Below are 17,978 nucleotides of genomic sequence, written 5' to 3'. Positions count from 1 at the left end.
CGCACCGCTGAACCGGCCCCGCGCCCTCCACCCCGCCCCACCCGGCCCCCCTGCTTCGCCCTGCCCTGCCCAGCCCCTCAACGGCCCGAGGAAACCCCCACGATGACGACGACGCTCCCCGACGAAACGATGCTTCTGGACGACACGGCCCGCCTGCGCGCGGCAGCCGAGTTCGTCCGCGAGCACGACAGCGCCGCCCTGCTGCCCCTCCTCCTGCCCGGACTCGGCGGACCGGACCTGCGGGCACTCGCCGGACACTGCCGGTTCGCCCACGCGGGGCTGCTGCTCTTCCCGCCGGACGCGGACAGCCTGCGGACCCAACTCGCCGACTGCGGGCTGGCCGCGGACACTCCCTCCCACCCCAGCGTGGTCGTACGGGAACGCCTCGCCCGGCGCCACCGGCGCGATCCGGCCGAGCTCGACGTACGCATCCTGCGCCCGCAGGTGCCCGGCACTGCCGGGGAGCGCCGCGCGGTCGAGGTGTTCGCCCTGACCGTGCCGCCGCAGTCCGGCCTGGAGCGGATCGCCGCCTACGAACGCACCCGCCGGCACGAGGCCCACCTCGCCTTCGAGATCGAGCACTCGGACCCGCTGGCGCTGCGCGGCCTGTGCGCGATCCTCGTCCGCCACGGCGCGCGCCCCGACGGCGGCGGCTACAACCCGCACGAGGACGGCACGGTCCTGTACTTCACCACCCCCGCGGATCCGGTCTGCGGCTACCGGCGGCTGGAGCTCTACGTACGCGGCGACCACCGCGCCGCCCTCGCCGCCCACCTGGACCACTCCGACGAGCACCACGACCCGCACCGCACCGCAGGGCAGCCCGCTGAAACGCTCCTTCGCCTCCTCACCGGCGCCTGGACCACACAAGCACTCGCCGCCTTCGCCCGGTTGTGCCTGCCCGACGCCATGGACACCCGCGCCGCGCACCGCACCGAGGACCTCGCCCGGATGACCGGAACCCACCCCAGGAGCCTCGCCACGCTCCTGCGCTACCTCGCCATGCTCGGCGCCGTCACCCGGGACCCGGCCCGGGAACAGGACCAGGACCAGGACCCGGAACAGGACGGATTCCGGCTGACCGAACTCGGCGCCCTGCTGCGCGCGGACGCGCCCGGGTCGATGCGGCCGCTGGCCCTGATGTACGGCGGCCCGTTCTACCGCTCCTTCGGGGAACTCGACCATGCCGTGCGGACCGGGCAGCCGGCCTTCGACCGCCTCTTCGGCGAGAACCACTTCGACCACTTCGCCCGCGACCCCGAACTCGCCGCCCTCTTCGACCGGTCCATGGCCGCGAGCTCACGGATGTTCGAGCCGCTCCCCGACCACCCGGTCATCACCGCCGCGGCCCAGGCGCCCGCTCCCGCGACCGTCGTCGACGTCGCCGGCGGGAACGGGGAGCTCCTCGGCCGCATCCTCACCGAACACCCGCGCCTGCGCGGCGTCCTCCTCGAGCGCCCGCACGCCGTCGAATCCGCCCGCCACCTGCTCGACGCCGCGGGCTGCGGCGCCCGCTGCGACTACCGCGCGGGCGACTTCGCCGACGTACCGGACGGCGGCGACGTGTACGTCCTCTCCCGCGTCCTGCACGACTGGGACGACGACCGCTGCCGGGAGATCCTGCGCCACTGCGCCCGCGCGATGCCCGCCCACGCGGACCTGCTCGTCGTGGAACGGCTCCTGCCCGCCGACGGTTCCCCCTCGCTGGCCACGGCGTGGGACCTGCACATGCTGTGCAACGTCGGAGGCCGTGAACGCAGTGCCGACCACTACGCGCGCCTGCTCGCCGACGCCGGCCTCCAGCTCATCGGCCACAGCCCGCTGCCCCTGGACGCGCATGTGCTGCACGCCCGCAGGGCGGCCGTCCCGGACCCCACCGCCCGACGGAGCTGAGCCCGGCGGCTGTCACGCCGACGCCGACGCCGAGGACCAGCGCCAGGACGAGGAGGAAACCCCGTGGGGATCCGTTGAGCCCGCTGCGTAGGCTGGGCGGATGCCCCGCTCTTCGAAGAAGGCCCGCCGGATGGTCGCCGACGGGCGAACGTACATGTGGACGGTCCGCCACGGTCACCACGTGCTGGAGAACGGCGGCTGCCGCAAGACCCTCACCCTGAACTGTCACCCATCGGGCACCGGCGGCCGGCTGCGCCTCGTCTTCGACGAGGCCCCCGGCCGCTACGTCTCGGGTTTCACCACGGGCTCGGGGGAGGTGGGAGCGGTCGGCGTCGGCGCCTTGAACCTCCACGAACCGGGCACGGTACGGTTCTTGCTCGATGCGGCGCTGGCCCGCGGATGGGAACCGGGGGAGCGCCGGGAGGTGAAGGTCGACGGCTGGACCTTCCTCGCGGAGGCGGTCGCCTCGGGCTTCTGACCGGGTCGACGGCCGCGTCTCTCGATCCCGGAGTGGTGACGGCCAGGCCGTGGCTAGGCCGTCGGGTGGGGTGGCGGTGGCGGGATGGCGGCCGTGCCGGGTGCCGTCTCGGGCCAGACCAGCAGGACGGGGCAGGGGGCGTGGTCGACGATGAATCGGCTGGCGGGCCCGAGGCTGCGGGGTCCGAGGTGGGTGCGGTCGCCGTCGCGGGCGAGGATGAGCAGGTCGGCGCCGTCGACGGCGGCGACGACTTCCCGTTCGATGCGGCCCGAGCGTTCTTGCCGGGTGCACGGGCGTCCCAGTCGCTCGGCAGCGTCGGCCAACAGCCGTTCGGCGGAGGCGGCGGCCAGGTGTTCCACGGCGGTGCCGGGGTCGCGGTCGGGGCGGGCGCGGCCGAGCAGTCCGGCGTAGGCGCCGTGTGCGGCGCCCGACACCTCGTGGCCGGTGACGTGGAGCAGTACCAGGTCGGCGTCCTCCGACGTATGGGCGCGCGCGGCGTCGACGACGGCGGGCCAGGTGCCCTCCACGATCCAGACGATGACGGTCACGGTGTTCAGCCTCCGATCGCTTGGAGCGAGACCCACAGTGCCACCACGGAGAGCAGCAGGGCGGCGGGCACGGCGAGCAGGCCGAGCCGTGTGAACTCGCCCAGCTCCACGTCCGTGTCGTGTTCGTGCACGATACGCCGCCACAGCAGGGTGGCCAGGGAACCGGCGTAGGTGAGGTTCGGGCCGATGTTCACGCCGAGGAGCACGGCCAGGACGGCGCCCGGGCCGGTGGGGGCGGTCAGCGGGAGCAGGACCAGCACGGCGGGCAGGTTGTTGATGACGTTCGCCAGTACGGCCGCCAGTGCCGCGATGGCGAGGAGGGCCGGGAGATCGCTGCCTCCGGGAACGAGGTGGCCCAGGGCGTCGGCGAGGCCGTTGTCCACCACCGCGCGGACCACGATGCCCAGGGCCAGAACGAAGGCGCAGAACGGCAGGGCCGCGGCCCGGACGATCGCCGTGGGGGTCGTGCGGCGCCGGGCCAGGGCGCGGGCGGCCAGGACGGCGGCGCCGGCGGCCGCGGCCCAGGCCGGGTTGATGTCGACCGCCGAGGTCAAGACGAAGCCCGCCAGGGTGCCCGCCACCGTGAGGAGGGCGAACAGGGGCAGTTCGCGGGGCTCCTCGGTGGGCGGGGCCTCGGCGCCCGCGTCCAGGTCGGTGGCGAAATAGCGGCGGATCACGACGTACTCGGCGCCGATCGCGACCAGCCAGGGCAGCGCCATCAGGGCGGCGAAGCGGGTGAAGGTCAGGCCGCTGGCGGCGAAGGCCAGCAGGTTGGTGAGGTTGGAGACCGGCAGCAGCAGCGAGGCGGTGTTCGACAGGTGGGTGCAGGCGTAGACGTGCGGCTTCGCGCGGGCGCCCAGCCGGGCGGCGGTGGCGAACACCACCGGGGTCAGCAGCACCACCGTGGCGTCCAGACTGAGCACCGCGGTGATCAGCGAGGCCGTCACGAAGACAAGGCCGAGAAGACGCCGGGGCCGGCCGGCCGCCTGCCGTGCCATCCAGGCACCGCAGGCATGGAACAACCCCTCGTCGTCGCACAGCTGGGCCAGGACCAGGACGGCCGCGAGAAATCCGATCACCGGGCCCAGCCGGACGGCCTCGTCCGCCGCATGGTCGAGGGAGATCGCGCCGGTGGCGATGACGATCCCGGCGGCGGGGACGGCCACGACCGCCTCCGGCCAGCCCCACGGCCGGATCACCGCGCAGGCCAGTACTGCCAGAAGCAGGATGACGGAGAGTGCTTCGGCGAACGAGGGGTTCAGGGTCTGGGCCTTTCCGGGGTGGAATCCTGGCGCAGCGGAGGGCCGCACCAGGGTCGACAGCGGCTGGCGCGGACGCGGTGCAGCCCCTGGGACCGGAACAGAAACTACCGGTATGCCGCCGGCCCTCGTGGACCTGGGGCGGCGACCACCGCGCGCCCGCCGGCCGCAGGCGGGAGGCGTCGAGGACACCGATGCCGTCCCGGCCGGGAGCCCGCCGTCGGGGGCCATCGTGCTCGATCGGGAATACCTCGGGGGCACTCCCCGTTCCCAGGTATAGTTGAATCGTAAACAATCCTGGGAAGGGGAGCCATGCAGTTCGGGATCTTCACCGTCGGCGACGTCACGGCCGATCCGACGACCGGACGCGCGCCGGGCGAGCACGAGCGCATCAAGGCGATGCTCGCGATCGCGCAGAAGGCCGAGGAGGTCGGCCTCGACGTCTTCGCGACCGGCGAGCACCACAATCCGCCGTTCGTCCCTTCCTCGCCGACGACGATGCTCGGCTACATCGCCGGGCGCACCGAGAACCTGATCCTGTCCACGTCCACGACGCTGATCACCACGAACGACCCGGTGAAGATCGCCGAGGACTTCGCGATGCTCCAGCACGTCGCGGACGGCCGCGTCGACGTGATGATGGGCCGTGGCAACACGGGACCGGTCTACCCCTGGTTCGGCAAGGACATCCGCGACGGCATCGACCTCGCCATCGAGAACTACGCGTTGCTGCGCCGCCTGTGGGACGAGGACGTCGTCACATGGAAGGGCAAGTTCCGCACGCCGCTGCAGTCCTTCACCTCCACCCCGCGCCCCCTCGACGGCGTGGCGCCCTTCGTATGGCACGGCTCCATCCGCTCCCCGGAGATCGCCGAGCAGGCTGCGTATTACGGCGACGGCTTCTTCCACAACAACATCTTCTGGCCGGCGTCCCACACCCGGCAGATGGTCGACCTGTACCGCCGGCGCTATGCCCACTACGGGCACGGCACCCCCGAGCAGGCCATCGTCGGACTCGGCGGCCAGGTCTTCATGCGCAAGAACTCGCAGGACGCGGTGCGCGAATTCCGTCCGTACTTCGACAATGCGCCGGTGTACGGTCACGGCCCGTCCCTGGAGGAGTTCACCTCCCAGACCCCGTTGACCGTCGGCTCGCCGCAGCAGGTCATCGAGCGAACCCTGTCCTTCCGGGACTACGCCGGCGACTACCAGCGCCAGCTGTTCCTGATGGACCACGCGGGCCTGCCCCTGAAGACCGTCCTGGAACAGCTCGACCTGCTCGGCGAGGAAGTCGTGCCGGTGCTGCGCAAGGAGTTCGCGAACCTGCGCCCGGCCGGCGTCCCCGACGCCCCGACGCACCCGGCCCGCGTCGCGGCCGCCCGGGAGACCGCGAAGGAGGAGACGCAGGCATGAAGCTCGTCGTCGTATCGGCAGGACTGAGCTCGCCCTCCTCGACACGGCTGCTCGCCGACCGGCTCGCAGCCGCGACGCTGCGCCACGTGGACGCCGAGCCCGAAGTGATCGAACTGAGGGACCTGGCGACGGAGATCGCCCAGCACTTCGTCACCGGATTCCCGCCCGTCCGGCTGGCCGCCGCGCTCGACGCGGTGGCACTCGCAGACGGCCTGGTCGCCGTGACTCCCGTGTTCGCGGCCTCGTACAGCGGCCTGTTCAAATCGTTCTTCGACCTCATCGACAAGGACGCCCTCACGGGGAAGCCGGTGCTCGTCGGCGCCACGGGTGGCACCGCCCGGCACTCCCTGGTCACCGAACACGCCCTGCGCCCGCTCTTCAGCCACCTGCGTGCGCTCGTCCTTCCGACCGCCGTGTACGCGGCCTCCCAGGACTGGGGCGAGGAGGGCCTGGCGCAACGGATTGCCCGTGCGGGCTCCGAGCTGGCACGTTTCATGGCGCCCGCCACCCGGGACGTCGTCCCCGACGTCGACACCACCACCGCGATCGCACCCCGTTCCCTGACGGGGGCGATCACGTCGGTGCATCCGGCCGAGAGCTTCGAAGTGGTGCCGTTCGAACAGCGACTGGCCGCGCTACGGGCCGAGTAGCCTCAGCCGGTCGGGGACCGGGTGCCGACTGCCCGCCGGGCGAGGGCCCCGCATGCCGTCATGTGCCGTCCTTGGCGGACAGCACGTCGTGGTCGCCGGGCGGCTGGGCGGGGAGGGGGGCGTCGAAGGCGGCGGCCTGGACGAGGTAGGCGTCGCGGAAGTCTCCGGTGCCCGTCTTCTCGTCCATCAGCTCGGCGAAGGTCCCCGACTCCGCGACCCGGCCGCCCTTGAGCACGTGGATGAGGTCGGCGTGCCGTACGGAGTGAAGTCGGTGGGTGATCAGCACGATCGTCTGCCCGGTCGTGGCGGCCAGCGCCCTGATCTGGTCGAAGACCCGCTGTTCGGCGACCGCGTCCAGCGCGCTGGTGGGCTCGTCCACGATCAGGATCTCCGCCTCCCGGTACTTCGCCCGGGCGATCCCCACGCGCTGCCACTGCCCTCCGGAGATCTGGTGCCCACCCCGGTAGCCGCGCGCCAGCAGCGTCCCGAGCCCGCGCGGCAGGCCGGCCAGGACTTCGTCGGCGCCGGAGTAGACCGCCGCCTCCTCCACCGACCGATCGTCGATCGGCCGGCCGGGCTGCCCGATGCCGACGTTGACGCGGAACGTGAAGGGCCAGTGGTAGAAGTTCTGCGACATCAGCGCGACCCGGGAGAACACCTCGCGCCGGTCCGCCACGCGGGCGTCCACCTCGTCCCAGCGGATCGTGCCGCCGTCCGGGTCCGGCAAGTACAGGCCCGCGAGGAGCTTGACCAGGGTGGACTTCCCCGAGCCGTTCTCGCCCACCAGAGCGATGATCTTGCCCGTGGGGAAGGAGAGGCTGACCTCCCGCAGCGTCGGTTCCGGCTGCTCGCCGCCGCTGCCCGGATAGGTGAACGTGACCTTCTCGAAGCGGACTTCCCGGAGCTGCTCGGGCAGTGCCTCCCCGGAGGCGGGGATGGCCCGGGCCTCCGCCTCACGGCACAGGCGTTCGTAGTCGGCGACGAAGAGACTCTCCTGGTGCAGCTCGGTGATCTGCAGGACGAGGGAGTCCAGACTCGACGCGCCCGTACGGATCGCCAGTACGGCAGTACCCGCGACCGCGAGCTCCATGGCCCCGCCCCACAGCAGCAGTCCGAGCGCGCCGTACGTGAGCAGGGTGGCCAGGCCGCCGGCGCCGTCGGCGACCAGGCCGATCCGGGCGGCCCGGTGTGCGAGGCGGGTCTGTTCGCGTTCGCTGGTCTCGGCCATGTTCTTGAAGTGGCCCAGGAGGAACGGACCGACGTCGTGGACGCGGACCTCGGCCGCAGCCTCCTGCTGGGTGAGCAGCTCCCCCAGCATGTGGCCGGCCCGGGCGTGCTGGACGAAGGTATGGAAGGAGACGTATCGCTGTTTGGAGATCGTCAGCGAACTCCAAGCGCTGGGCAGGGTCATCAGGACCAGCAGCGGCAGCAGCAGGGGATGAAGGACCGTGAGGACCCCGGCTGCGGCGATCAACGAGATCACGGAGTTCAGGGTGTTGGTGCAGTACCGGATCATCCGGCGGGCGGAGTCGGCACCGTAGCGGGCGGCGTCCAGGAGCCGGTGGAACTCGTCGTCCTCGACCGCCGCGAGCTCGACCCGGTGCACCAGGCCCAGATACCGCTCGGTCGCCACCCGCTGGACCTTCGGCTCCAGGGTGCCGGTGGCCGCCGTGGACGCGGACCGCAGGAGCGAGCCCAGCAACGCGGTCACGGCCACGATGACGAGCGCGGGCACCGCCCGCACGAGCCGCTGGTTGGTCGTGCCTTCCGCGAGGATGTGGCCGAGCACGCTGTTCACCGCGACCAGGCCGACGGCCTGGGCGACGCCGCGGCCCAACTCGGCGCCGAGGACGACGTGCAGGGCGCGGGCGTCGGCGAGGCGCGCGAGCCGGATGCCCGTGCCGACGAGCCGGGGCAGGCCCTTGGCCATCTTCCACAGCCCGAGCTTCAGCCAGGCGCCCTCGTGCCGGTCCCAGCCGATGTCGTACGCGAGTTCGCCGCCGAAGAGCAGCCGCTCGGAATCCGACACCCCCGCAGCGCCCGATAAGGACTCCGCACCGTTGCTCATGCGTCCGACTCGAGGCCGATGCCGACCGCCCAAGCACCCGCGGTCAGCACGGCCGCGAGCACGGCGGTGAGGATTCCGCCCCAGCCCACCCACTGCCCCCAGAACGTGCTGTAATCCAGCAGCGGGCCCTTGAGCACCAGGGGAGAGGCGTCCTGGAGCGGCCGCACGACACTTCCGAGTCCCATTGCGTCCCGGAGGCCGTGAGCGGCACCGAGCCCGAGGACGCCGGACAGCACCGCCAGGACCGCAACACCCGCCGGCCGGAACCGGGCGGGCAATGCGATCAGGGGCAAGGCCAGAAGCACGATCAGCGGAACCGCACGGCCCGTCCAGTCGGCCGCGATCCTCCCCGCCTCGATACCGCCCGCCCTGCCGAAGTCCAGCCCCGTCGTCGCGGCGAACAGCCCGACGGCCAAGGCCCAGGTGACGGAGCCGAGTACCGCGGGAATCACGGTGGCGGCTCCCGTGAGCACCTGACGCGGCCCGAGATACGCCGCAGCGTGCCACGGCCGGGCGCCGGCGGTGCCTGCCGAGCCCCGCCCGGCCGTTCGCGCAGGCGGACGGGGTCCGGCCAGTGCCGCAGGCGGTCCGGCCGGTACCGGGGCGGTCGGCTGGTGGGGGAGAGGACGCTCAGGGCGGCCACGCCGGACGGTCGCCGTGGCGGCGGTGTCCGACACCGGCGCCGTCACCACGCGCCCCGGCGGACGGGGAGGCGGCACCCCATCGGAGGACGACCGCCCGGCGAGCAGAGCGGTCAGTTCGCCCGCCACAGCGGCCGAGGTCGGCCTGTCGGCAGGATCCTCGGCCAGCAGCGCCGAAGCGAGACCCGCGACATCGGGCGGCACCTCCCGAGGGAGTCTGCGGCCCACCGGGTCCGGCAGGCTCCCGGAGAACAGCTCGAGCAGCACGACACCGAGCGCGTACACATCGCTCGCCGGTGTCGCGCGATCACCACGCAGCACCTCGGGCGCGATGTAGCCGCGCGTGCCGCGGACGTGCCAGCCACTCGTGGCGGGCCGGGCGTCCGGCACGCTGTCCGGCCCGTCGTGCAGCGCGATGCCGAAGTCGCACACCTTGGCCACCTCGGGGTGGTGCGGTCGCCGGTCCAGCAGGACGTTGTCCGGCTTGATGTCACGGTGCACGATGCCCAGCCGGTGAGCGGCGGCCAGGGCCTGGGCGACGTGCCCGGCCCATCGCAGCACCTCGTCCCGACACGGCCGCTTCCTGGCAGCCACGTGGGCGAGGGACTTCCCGTGCACCAGCTCCATGACGAGGTACTGCTCGTCACCGTCGGCGTTCCTGTCGTACACGGCCACGATGTTCGGATGGTTGAGCCGCCCGTTGATGAGGGCTTCCCGTTCGAGACGCGCCCCGGTCTCCGGGCTCTGCTGCGCCGCGTCGACGACCTTCACCGCCACCTCGCGCTGGATGCGGGTGTCGAAACCCCGGTAGACGACGCCCATGCCCCCACGGCCCAGCTCGTCGCCCAGCACGAACCGCCCGTCGCCGATCGCCCTCACCCGCGCCCTCCCCGGCTCACGGCGCCCCCGCAGCACCCGCCGGGGACCACCCTCTCGGTCCGTACGATACGAGCCCGCTCCGCTGACGGGGGCGGATATCCGCACAACCTGCCCCCGACGAGGCGCCGCAGAGCCGGACCGGCCGGCCGGCTCCAGGTCAGGCGTGGTCGCGCAACTGCTCGGCCTGCGCGGTCAGCCAGGCCGGGCGGACCATCTCCACGTTGCCGCCGGCGCCCTGCGCCGCCCGGTCCAGGGCATCGGCCGCCGTGCGCGCAGCGGGCACCATCCTGGCGCGGGCCGCTTCGCCGAGCGCCTGCGCCGCCACGGCCTCCGCGGCCCCGGCGCGGTGCAGGGACGCCGCGGAGCGCTCGGCCGCCTCGGCTGCCTGCCCGTACCGGCCCAGGGTCCACTGCGCCCAGGCGGTGTTGTAGAGGCAGACTCCCTCGGTCCGCGGATTCTCCATGGCCGACGCCGCGCGCAGCGCCTCCTCCAGGCAGGCCAGGGCCTCCTCGGGGCGGCCCAGGGCGAGCAGGGCCACGCCCTTGGCGTTCAGCGCGTAGTCCGTCGCCTCCTGGACGCCCGCGGCCGCGTAGGCGCGTACGGCCCGGTCGCCCGCCGCGACGGTCTCCTCCCAGCGGCCCAGGGCCAGCAGAGCCGTGAAACGGGCGTTCCAGGAGCGGGCTTCGGTGAGCCGGTCCCCCGAGGCCGCGGCGAGTTCGCCCAGCCGGTCGGCGCCCGCGAGGGCTGCCTCCCCGTCGCCGAGGGTGCTGTGGGCGAGACTGAGACTGAGGGCGGCGTGGGCCTCCGCTTCGGCATCGCCGTTCTCCCGGGCCAGTGCCCCGGCCCGGGCCAGCGGCCCCGTCGCGTCCTCCAGGCGGCCCAGCTGCCGGTGCGCGTCGCCGAGGCCGAACATGACCTCTTGGAGCGCACGACGGTCCTCGATGCGCTCGGCCACCTCCGCGGCCTCGGTGAAGAGCTCGAGCGCGTGCGTCAGCGGGCCGCCGCTCAACCGGGCGTGCCCGAAGCCGATGAGGTGGGCGAGACGCGCCCGGTCGTCGTTCACTTGCTCCTCCAGTGTCAGATGCATGGAAATCGCCGCGAGCACGGAGCCGTGCGACACCATCCACGGCCCGATGGCGCCGATGATGAGCGCCGCCTCGTCCATGTCCCCGGCCCGCACCCGGTGGTCGAATGCACGCCGGTAGGCCTGTACGTCGTCCAGCGTGCGCCAGTCCCGGCGGGGTGGGGCGGTCCGCGCGTACCACTCGGCCGCCCGCCGCTCCAACGCAGGCCGCCCCAGCGGGCCTTCGGCCGGCAGGGCACCGTACGCGAGGTCGGCGTCCATCGGGTGCAGCGCATAGGTGCGGGTTCCCCGGTCCACCGACAGCATGCGCATCCGCGGCAGCCCGGACAGGGCGGCTGCGACATCGAGGGCGGGATCGAGGCCGCCGGCGATCCACTCGACCGCCTCACGCGGCGCGGGGGTGCGCAGCACCGCGAGGACGTTCAGCACGCTGCGGCTGTCGGCGCCCAGGCGCTGGTAGCGGTCCTGGGCCAGGCCGGCGACCACGTCACCGCGCAGGGTGAAGTCCTCGAGAACGTCCTCCAGCGTCGGCAGCATCAGGGTGTCGTCGGCCAGGGCGCCCACCAGCAGTTCCAGTGCGCGCGGCACCCCGTGGACGCGGACCGCCGCCTGCAGCAGTTCCTCGTCCGAGAGCTGCGCCACACCGAGGGTGCCGTCCAGGTCGAGTTCGCGCAGCAGCGCGACGGATTCGGCGGGCGGCAGACCGTCGGACAGCTCGACCTCGGCGGCGAACCGGCGCAGCTCGGGCGGCAGGCGCAGCGGCAACTGCGAGGTGACCAGGAGCCTCGGTGTGCCGCGGGCCCGGAAGAGGCAGTCGAAGAAGGTGTCGAGTTCCTCGTCGTCGAGCCGGCCGTCGTCCGAGAGCCGGTCCTCCAGGTTGTCGACCAGGATGACGAAGAGCCGGTCCCCCATCGCGGCGAACAGCTCATCGATCTTGTCCGGCACGGGCCGGCCGGCGGCCCAGACCTCCAGCAGGCGGGCTTCGTGCGCGGGACCCAGGGCGCGGGCGCAGTCGAAGTAGAGGCGTTCGAGGGAGACCCCGGAGGTGCGGGTGCTCAGGTTGACCAGGGCCGCCGGAAGCGGCGCCCGGGCGTGGCCCGGCCACTCGCCGCGTTCCAGCAGCTCCATGACCTTGGCGGCGACCGCGCTCTTTCCCATGCCCCGGCGTCCGGTGACCGTGACCATCCGGATGCCCGGGTCCGCGAGGTGGCGGCCGATCCGGTCCCGGGCCTCGGCCCGGTCCTTGAACAGCTCCAGGCCGTGCGCGACCGGCAGCCCGATGACCGTCGAGGAGGCCGGCGGGCCCGGGGCGTTCGGGCCGTCCGGCTCGGCACCGACGTCCGGCAGCGCCGCGTGATCGGGGAGGGACAGCAGCGCGGCCAGCTCCGCCCGGGGGCCGTCGGCGACCCGCTGCAGGGTGTGGTCGATGCGGACCGCCGTGAGCCGGCCGAGGCCTTCTCCGCGGTGGTGTTCGGCGACGACCCCGACGAGGTACGGCCCCGCCCACACGGCTGCCCCGGACATCCCCGACCAGGGTGACACCGCGGGGTCGGGGTCGGCGGCCGCCGCGGGGACCGTGATCTCCAGGGTTCCGGTGCGCAGGTTGGACAGGGCGGCCACGGTCCCGTCGGCCTGGTGCAGTTCCCGGAACTGCCTGCCGTCGGCGCCGCGTCGGCGCTTCCACAGGGGGAAGCCCGCTGCGTGGACGTCGATGACGGCGTGGCGGTCGTCGCCGATGCGGCCGAACCGCGCGGACGGGACGGGAGCCGCGCCGGGCGGCGCCGCGAAGGTCAGCACCGCGACGTCCGTTCCGGGATCCGACCAGGCGAGCTCCGCCGTCGCGGCCCACTGGCCCGGCCGGTCGGCGTCGAAGCGCACCAGCACCTCCGCCGCCCCCGCCACCACGTGGAAGGCGGTCAGTACCGTCGTGTCGCCGACCCGGTACCCCGAGCCCCGCCGCCCGCCTCCGGCGGCGGTGGTGACGATGACCTCGGCGATGCGGTGCGGGTCGAGTCCGCCGCGTCCGGCGGCCGCCTCAGCGCTCACCGACCAGCTCGTCACCGGAGATCAGGGCCATCTGCTCGGGCGCGTCCGCCCGTACGGGCTGGAGCGTGAGGGTCAACTTCTGGGTGACGGTGGCCGAGCGCTTCGCCGAGGCGCCGGCGTCGAAGACCCAGAACCGCACCTTCACGCCCGGTTCGCTGGTCCGCTCCACTCCCACGGTCAGTTCCAATTCGACGCGCTCCGCCTTGAACTTCAGGTCGGATTCCTCGCCGGCGGACATCGCACGGCTCAGCTCCCGGCGCAGCTGCGCAATCATGTCCGCCAATTCGACCGCATCATTCACAGGAGCCCCCAGGCCGTTCCGCATGTCAACTACCCACGATGGTAGTCAACATCATCACCCATCACCGCACGCCGATGGCTCTGGTGCGCTCGCTCTCACCAAGGCAAGCCGTTGCCCCGTAGAACGAGCTACGGAGCAGGCCGGCTGGCTACGGGTCGGGTCCGAGCCTTGATCCACCAGGGCAAGGAGTCGAAGGCTGCTGCAACGGATGATCCCGGTGTGCTGCGCGACTTCGACCGCGGATCCAAGGCAAGAGCAGTGTGTTCCGTGCCCCTGCTGATCGCCCGGTCCCCGATGACCGTGCGTGAGAGACTCGGCGGTCAGGTCACCGAGACAGAAGGGGCGCTTCGCCATGTCGGACGCTACGCCGCTGCCGGTCCATCTGGGCAAGGTGTTGGAAGGGCTCGCGGGGAACCCCGCACTGCCGCCCGAGCTCGTACGTCGCCTTATCGCCTATCGCAAGGGCCTTGGCAGGGTGGCCAAGCGGCCGGACTTGAGCGACGAGGTGATCGCCGAGATCATTGCCGCCGATGATCTCTGGCTCACCCACTCCCTCGCCCTCAACCGCAGCCTCCCGCACGCCTTCCGGATGACACTCGCCGAACACCCGGAACCCGCGATACGCGCGGCTGTGGCGATTGCCACGGGCGACGCACCGCGCGGGCTCTTCGAGCGGCTACTCGATGACGCCGACCCGCAGGTGCGCGAACAACTGGCGGAGAGCGATGACGTACCTCCGGACCTGCGGGCCCGGCTCGCGGCTGACTCGGACCCGAAGGTCCGAGCGACGCTTGCCCAATCGTGGACGCAGGCCCCGGAACCGGTGCGCCGGCTCCTGCTGACAGACCCCGACGACTCGGTACGCGCAGGCGCCTGTGCGACCTACTACCGACGGATCCCCCATCCCGTGCCGCCGGCGGACCTGGTCCCGGCGCTGCTGGCCGACCCGGTCACGCGCGCCGGGGCGGTGCGCCACTGCACGTTGGACGCCGACACCGCCCGTCGGCTCGCCGACGATCCGGACGAAGAAGTACGCCAGGAACTCGCGGAGCACCCCGACCTCCCACCGGCAGTGCGCGACAAGCTCGCCGAGGACCCCAACCCGCGGGTCACGCTCCGCATCTTCGCCCGTCAGGACACCCCGGACCCGACCCGCGCTGCGATCCATGCGCAGGTCCTGTCCGACGTTCCTCCGCCGGACTGGCTCGCGAACCAGCAAGCCCTGGACGGCGACGCGTTCGAACGGGCGCTCACGGGCGAGATGGCGCATGCGGAGCTTCGAGGACTGCGCCTGCCGTGGGTGACAGCTGACCCCCTGCGTTATGCGGGCTCGCCGTATGTCTGCTTCCGTGCCTCGGCAGCGATGTCCGACCACCTCCCTGCACCGGTCGTGGCCCGGCTACTCGATGACGAGGAAAGCAGCGTCCGCACGACGATGGCTCTGCACGCCCGAGACCGGATCGATCCCGGCACCGCCGAGCGCATCGACCGGACCTACCGTCCGGACAAGATGGTCCCATGGCGTCCGGCCGACGACTTCCCCCTACCGACGGACGTACTTCGACGTCTGGCCACTGACCCTGACCCGAGAATGCGACAGTTGGCCCCGCGCGACCTCGACTTGCCCGTGGAATCCGCGCGTCGCCTTGCAGCCGATCCCGATCACATGGTGCGCCGCACCATCGCGGCCCATCCACGACTCCCGTCCGAGGTCCTGCTGCGGCTGCTGGCCGATCCGTCGGAATCGGTCGCGACCACCGCGGCGGCAAACCCCAACCTGCCATCCTCGGGCATGCACAGGATCCTCGCCCTCGCAGGCTTGTGAGAATCAAGTGCGCGTCGCCAGCAGCAGGTGGAGGACACCGAGGGCCGCCGGGTGCACGCTGATGCCGGTGCTGGGGGAAAGCGTCCTCCCACCTGCGGAAGGGCACCATGCCGGACCCTACGGAGAGGACGTCTCTTTCAAGAACGGCCGCAGCCGATTCTTCAGGGACGGAACGGACGCGGCGTCGCACTGCATCACGACTACGAGCCTGCCCAGTTCGATGCCCTCGGGCTTCTGCACGTAGGACCATCGCTCTCCGGCCGTCAGCAGGGTCCGGAAGAGCAGCCGCTGTCCGGTGGCATCGCCGGGCAGGGCCTCGTCCGCGGCCTCGATGATCAGTACGTGGTGGTCCGCAGAGAGCCACTTCAGATCGCGCAGGCAGTCGGAGAGGGCGTTCCAGTTCCAGCCGAAGTGGTCGGGCAGCCGCAGGCCGTCGTAGAACTGCTGGAACACTGCGTCCGTGTCGCGCATCTCCCGGCCGTCGAGGCGCGCCACGTACGTCCTACCGGTCACGGGAAGGAGCAGATCGACAGGTAGGGCGCCTCGCTCCGAAGTGACGTGCAACCAGGGCACGTTGTCCACCGCCGCCCGCCCGCCCTCCCGTGACCCAGGCCGCCGGGCACCGTCGGCCGCAGAGCTGCACAGTCCAGGTTCCTGGAGCTGATCACCTCACGATTATGACCGGTCAGGGGTGTCGAGACGTTCCGTGGGGCCGGCGAAGGACAGGGAATGGTCCGGGTGGCGAGCAGCCAGGTGTCTTCCACCTTGCGGAACGTGTCTTCGTGGTGCCCCACCTGAGCCGGCGGCCGGGGCGGCACGAGGCCCTCGGAGTAGCCGTCGACCCGGTACGTGGTGAAGTAGGCGCGAAGGGCATCGTGACCCGCTGTGCGGCGATCGCCCGCGGGCCATTCCCAGATCCCGTCCTGTGTGAACAGGTCCGCCACCGAGCGAGCAGCCGCTCCATCGGGTCAACGCAGGAAACGGGTTGCGGTGGTGCTGTCCTCACAGCCCGTGCCGGTCAAGCGTCGCCATCAGCTTCCGCTTGCGTTTCTGGTCGGTGCGCAGGGCGGCCAGGTAGGTGGCGAACTCGGACTCGGTGCCCAGGGTGCGGTGGCAGGCGCGGGCGCCGAGCAGCAGCTCCGCCATGCGTTCGTACGTGCGGTCACCGGTCTCCTTGCGCAGCGGCTCGATCCAGCGCAGGTAGACGGTCAGCGCGTCGGCCGGTCGCTTGTCACGGATCCGGTCGGCCAGGACCAGCCACTGCTGCTGGCCGGCGTACCCGTCGGCGGCGGCCTGCCAGGCGGCCTCGAGGTCGGCGTCGTCCATGAGCGCGTCCACCAGCACCGAGCCGCCGTACCAACGCCCCTTCATCGGCTGGTCGGAGGCCTTCAGCATCTCCAGGGCGCCCGCGCGCTCGGTGCCTTCCCAGGTCCCGGCCGTACGGGCCGCGGTACGAAGATGCCGGTAGGCGGCCAAGGAGGGACGGGCCCGCAGCGCATCCCGGCGGATCGTGACGACATCGGCCGAGCGGCCGGTCCGCGCGTACCGATCGCAGACGAAGGCGACCAGCTCGTCATCCGGCCCCCGGTCGGACTCGGCCTCCCGCAGCCCGCGTTCGGCCCACTCCAGGGCCTCGGCCGTGCGGCCGGCCCCCTCCAGCTCCCGGGCGATCACCAGGTGGGTGTGGCCGTTCGGGGCGAGGTCTGCCGCGTGGACGGCGACCAGCGCGTCCACGCTGCCGCCGTCCGCCTTCAGGAGCCGCTCCATCAGGTACTTCTCGGTCCACGCCTTGGGGTTGCTCCGCCAGGCGGCCACGACCGGTTCGCGTGCCCGAGTCATGCCCGGCTCACCCAGGACCTCCCGGTAGTCGAAGAGGTCGATGTCCGTGATCTCGTTCTCTGCGTCCAGCAGGTGGTGCACCAGCCACTCGGCGGTCTCGACCGGGTCGGGGCGGGCGGACAGGCAGGCCTCCAGGTGGGCTTCGGCCAAGCCGGTGGCGACGTCCCCGATCAGGCCGTCCGAGTCGTCGATCTCCCCGTACGTACGGCCCAGAGCCCGGAGGGCCTCGCGGGCCGCCTCCACCGCGTCGGCGGCCCGGCCTCCGGCCGTCAGCGCCCGCAGGGCGGTGACCGCCTCCGCCGCCTGCTGCGCGTAGGCGTGGGCGTCGGCGTACTCGACGTAGCCGTAGCGGGCGAAGGAGCGGGTGTCGAGGAGGCTCAGGATGCGCTCGCGGACGACTGCGGTGTCCTCCCCGGCGGTGGCCGCGCGCAGCTCGAGTCGACGGCGCAGGCCACGGTCGCCGGCGAGCTGTTCCCTCACCAGAGCAGCCAGTTCCTCACGGGTGCGGGACTCCAGCCACGCGTCGAGCAGGCGGCTGCGCGAGGCGGCGGCCGACCGCTGCTGCGGCGCAGACTCGGCCCGTTCCAGGACGGCCAGGCCCACGGCCACGCAGTGCTTGCAGAAGTTGCCCTCCCGCCCGTACGGGCAGTCGCACCAGCCGCCGAGTCGGCCGTCCCCGTCCTCGGCCAGCTCGACCTCGTACGCGTCGCCGCCGTGCACGATTGCAGTGATCGACTCGTACCCGATCTCCAGCCGGGACACCGCCGGCAGACAGCCGACCCCGCGCTCGAAGGAGCGCGTCCCCGCCAGTCGGCGCAGGTCTTCCTCGGTGAAACCCAGAGCATGCGTCACGGTGTCCATTCAACCGGACCACCCCACGTGCGCGCGGGGTCAACAAGAGGCGTGCGGTGGGTGTTTCCCGGGCCGGGTTCACCACGTTGGAGCTGTGGTTGCGTACCGCGTGCCGGCCGTTGATTCCCATCGGCGTGGCCAGGGCGAGGAGTTCTTCTTCCTCGGCCTGCCGGGCCCGCTCGACGCCCGTTTCGTCTTTCGC

At 72.3% G+C, this 17,978-nt stretch carries 13 protein-coding genes; 5 read left to right on the top strand and 8 right to left on the bottom strand.

Annotated elements, in window-relative coordinates; all coding sequences use genetic code 11:
- The first annotated feature begins 102 nt into the window (after window positions 1-102).
- Together ACFYXK_RS09650 and ACFYXK_RS09645 are read left to right on the top strand one after the other, a co-directional pair.
- Entirely contained in the window at window positions 103-1,893 is a 1,791-nt protein-coding gene (locus tag ACFYXK_RS09650; protein ID WP_389410592.1) for a methyltransferase, read from the top strand.
- 100 nt (window positions 1,894-1,993) lie between these two features.
- Window positions 1,994-2,371, top strand: a complete 378-nt coding sequence (locus ACFYXK_RS09645; RefSeq protein WP_389410591.1) for a hypothetical protein — start codon at window positions 1,994-1,996, stop codon at window positions 2,369-2,371.
- A 53-nt stretch (window positions 2,372-2,424) separates the two neighbouring features.
- Here ACFYXK_RS09645 and ACFYXK_RS09640 read toward each other — a convergent pair whose 3' ends face one another.
- Together ACFYXK_RS09640 and ACFYXK_RS09635 are read right to left on the bottom strand one after the other, a co-directional pair.
- On the bottom strand, window positions 2,425-2,919 hold the full coding sequence (locus tag ACFYXK_RS09640) for a universal stress protein (RefSeq protein WP_389410590.1): 495 nt from the start codon (window positions 2,917-2,919) through the stop codon (window positions 2,425-2,427).
- Window positions 2,920-2,924: 5 nt separating this feature from the next.
- The gene (locus ACFYXK_RS09635; RefSeq protein ID WP_389410946.1) at window positions 2,925-4,181 is read right to left on the bottom strand and encodes an SLC13 family permease; all 1,257 of its coding nucleotides are present in this window, start codon (window positions 4,179-4,181) and stop codon (window positions 2,925-2,927) included.
- 309 nt (window positions 4,182-4,490) lie between these two features.
- Here ACFYXK_RS09635 and ACFYXK_RS09630 point away from each other — a divergent pair, with 309 nt between their 5' ends.
- Together ACFYXK_RS09630 and ACFYXK_RS09625 are read left to right on the top strand one after the other, a co-directional pair.
- On the top strand, window positions 4,491-5,591 hold the full coding sequence (locus tag ACFYXK_RS09630; RefSeq protein ID WP_389410589.1) for an LLM class flavin-dependent oxidoreductase: 1,101 nt from the start codon (window positions 4,491-4,493) through the stop codon (window positions 5,589-5,591).
- Window positions 5,588-6,241, top strand: coding sequence for a CE1759 family FMN reductase (locus ACFYXK_RS09625; protein ID WP_389410588.1), 654 nt, complete (start codon window positions 5,588-5,590; stop codon window positions 6,239-6,241). Before ACFYXK_RS09630 ends, ACFYXK_RS09625 begins: the two co-directional genes overlap by 4 nt.
- Before the next feature lie 58 nt (window positions 6,242-6,299).
- Here the strand turns inward: ACFYXK_RS09625 and ACFYXK_RS09620 are convergent, their stop codons facing one another.
- The 4 genes from ACFYXK_RS09620 to ACFYXK_RS09605 all read right to left on the bottom strand — a co-directional run bounded on the left by ACFYXK_RS09620 (window position 6,300) and on the right by ACFYXK_RS09605 (window position 13,242).
- Entirely contained in the window at window positions 6,300-8,309 is a 2,010-nt protein-coding gene (locus ACFYXK_RS09620) for an ATP-binding cassette domain-containing protein (protein WP_389410587.1), read from the bottom strand.
- Window positions 8,306-9,829, bottom strand: coding sequence for a serine/threonine-protein kinase (locus ACFYXK_RS09615; protein ID WP_389410586.1), 1,524 nt, complete (start codon window positions 9,827-9,829; stop codon window positions 8,306-8,308). The genes ACFYXK_RS09620 and ACFYXK_RS09615 overlap by 4 nt, the downstream gene beginning before the upstream one ends.
- Window positions 9,830-9,986: 157 nt before the next feature.
- On the bottom strand, window positions 9,987-12,959 hold the full coding sequence (locus ACFYXK_RS09610; protein WP_389410585.1) for a tetratricopeptide repeat protein: 2,973 nt from the start codon (window positions 12,957-12,959) through the stop codon (window positions 9,987-9,989).
- Entirely contained in the window at window positions 12,949-13,242 is a 294-nt protein-coding gene (locus ACFYXK_RS09605) for a trypco2 family protein (protein WP_389410584.1), read from the bottom strand. Before ACFYXK_RS09605 ends, ACFYXK_RS09610 begins: the two co-directional genes overlap by 11 nt.
- 370 nt (window positions 13,243-13,612) lie before the next feature.
- Here ACFYXK_RS09605 and ACFYXK_RS09600 point away from each other — a divergent pair, with 370 nt between their 5' ends.
- A complete protein-coding gene (locus tag ACFYXK_RS09600) occupies window positions 13,613-15,085 on the top strand; it encodes a hypothetical protein (RefSeq protein WP_389410583.1) in 1,473 nt (490 codons plus the stop codon).
- Between the two features lie 117 nt (window positions 15,086-15,202).
- On the opposite strand, the gene ACFYXK_RS09595 is transcribed toward ACFYXK_RS09600, so the two are convergent.
- The gene (locus ACFYXK_RS09595; protein ID WP_389410582.1) at window positions 15,203-15,598 is read right to left on the bottom strand and encodes a barstar family protein; all 396 of its coding nucleotides are present in this window, start codon (window positions 15,596-15,598) and stop codon (window positions 15,203-15,205) included.
- A gap of 489 nt (window positions 15,599-16,087) precedes the next feature.
- Window positions 16,088-17,776, bottom strand: coding sequence for an SWIM zinc finger domain-containing protein (locus tag ACFYXK_RS09590; RefSeq protein WP_389410581.1), 1,689 nt, complete (start codon window positions 17,774-17,776; stop codon window positions 16,088-16,090).
- Window positions 17,777-17,978 lie beyond the last annotated feature (202 nt).

It is taken from the genome of Streptomyces sp. NPDC002209 (assembly GCF_042890265.1).
Classification (GTDB): Bacteria; Actinomycetota; Actinomycetes; order Streptomycetales; family Streptomycetaceae; genus Streptomyces.
Note: the sequence above shows the minus strand (reverse complement) of the source record. Positions and strands in the feature narration are given on the sequence as shown.

Coding starts and splice junctions, on each gene's coding strand:
- ACFYXK_RS09650 (WP_389410592.1), top strand. CDS start 103: ATGACGACGACGCTCCCCGACGAAACGATGCTTCTGGACGACACGGCC.
- ACFYXK_RS09645 (WP_389410591.1), top strand. CDS start 1,994: ATGCCCCGCTCTTCGAAGAAGGCCCGCCGGATGGTCGCCGACGGGCGA.
- ACFYXK_RS09630 (WP_389410589.1), top strand. CDS start 4,491: ATGCAGTTCGGGATCTTCACCGTCGGCGACGTCACGGCCGATCCGACG.
- ACFYXK_RS09625 (WP_389410588.1), top strand. CDS start 5,588: ATGAAGCTCGTCGTCGTATCGGCAGGACTGAGCTCGCCCTCCTCGACA.
- ACFYXK_RS09620 (WP_389410587.1), bottom strand. CDS start 8,309: ATGAGCAACGGTGCGGAGTCCTTATCGGGCGCTGCGGGGGTGTCGGAT.
- ACFYXK_RS09600 (WP_389410583.1), top strand. CDS start 13,613: ATGTCGGACGCTACGCCGCTGCCGGTCCATCTGGGCAAGGTGTTGGAA.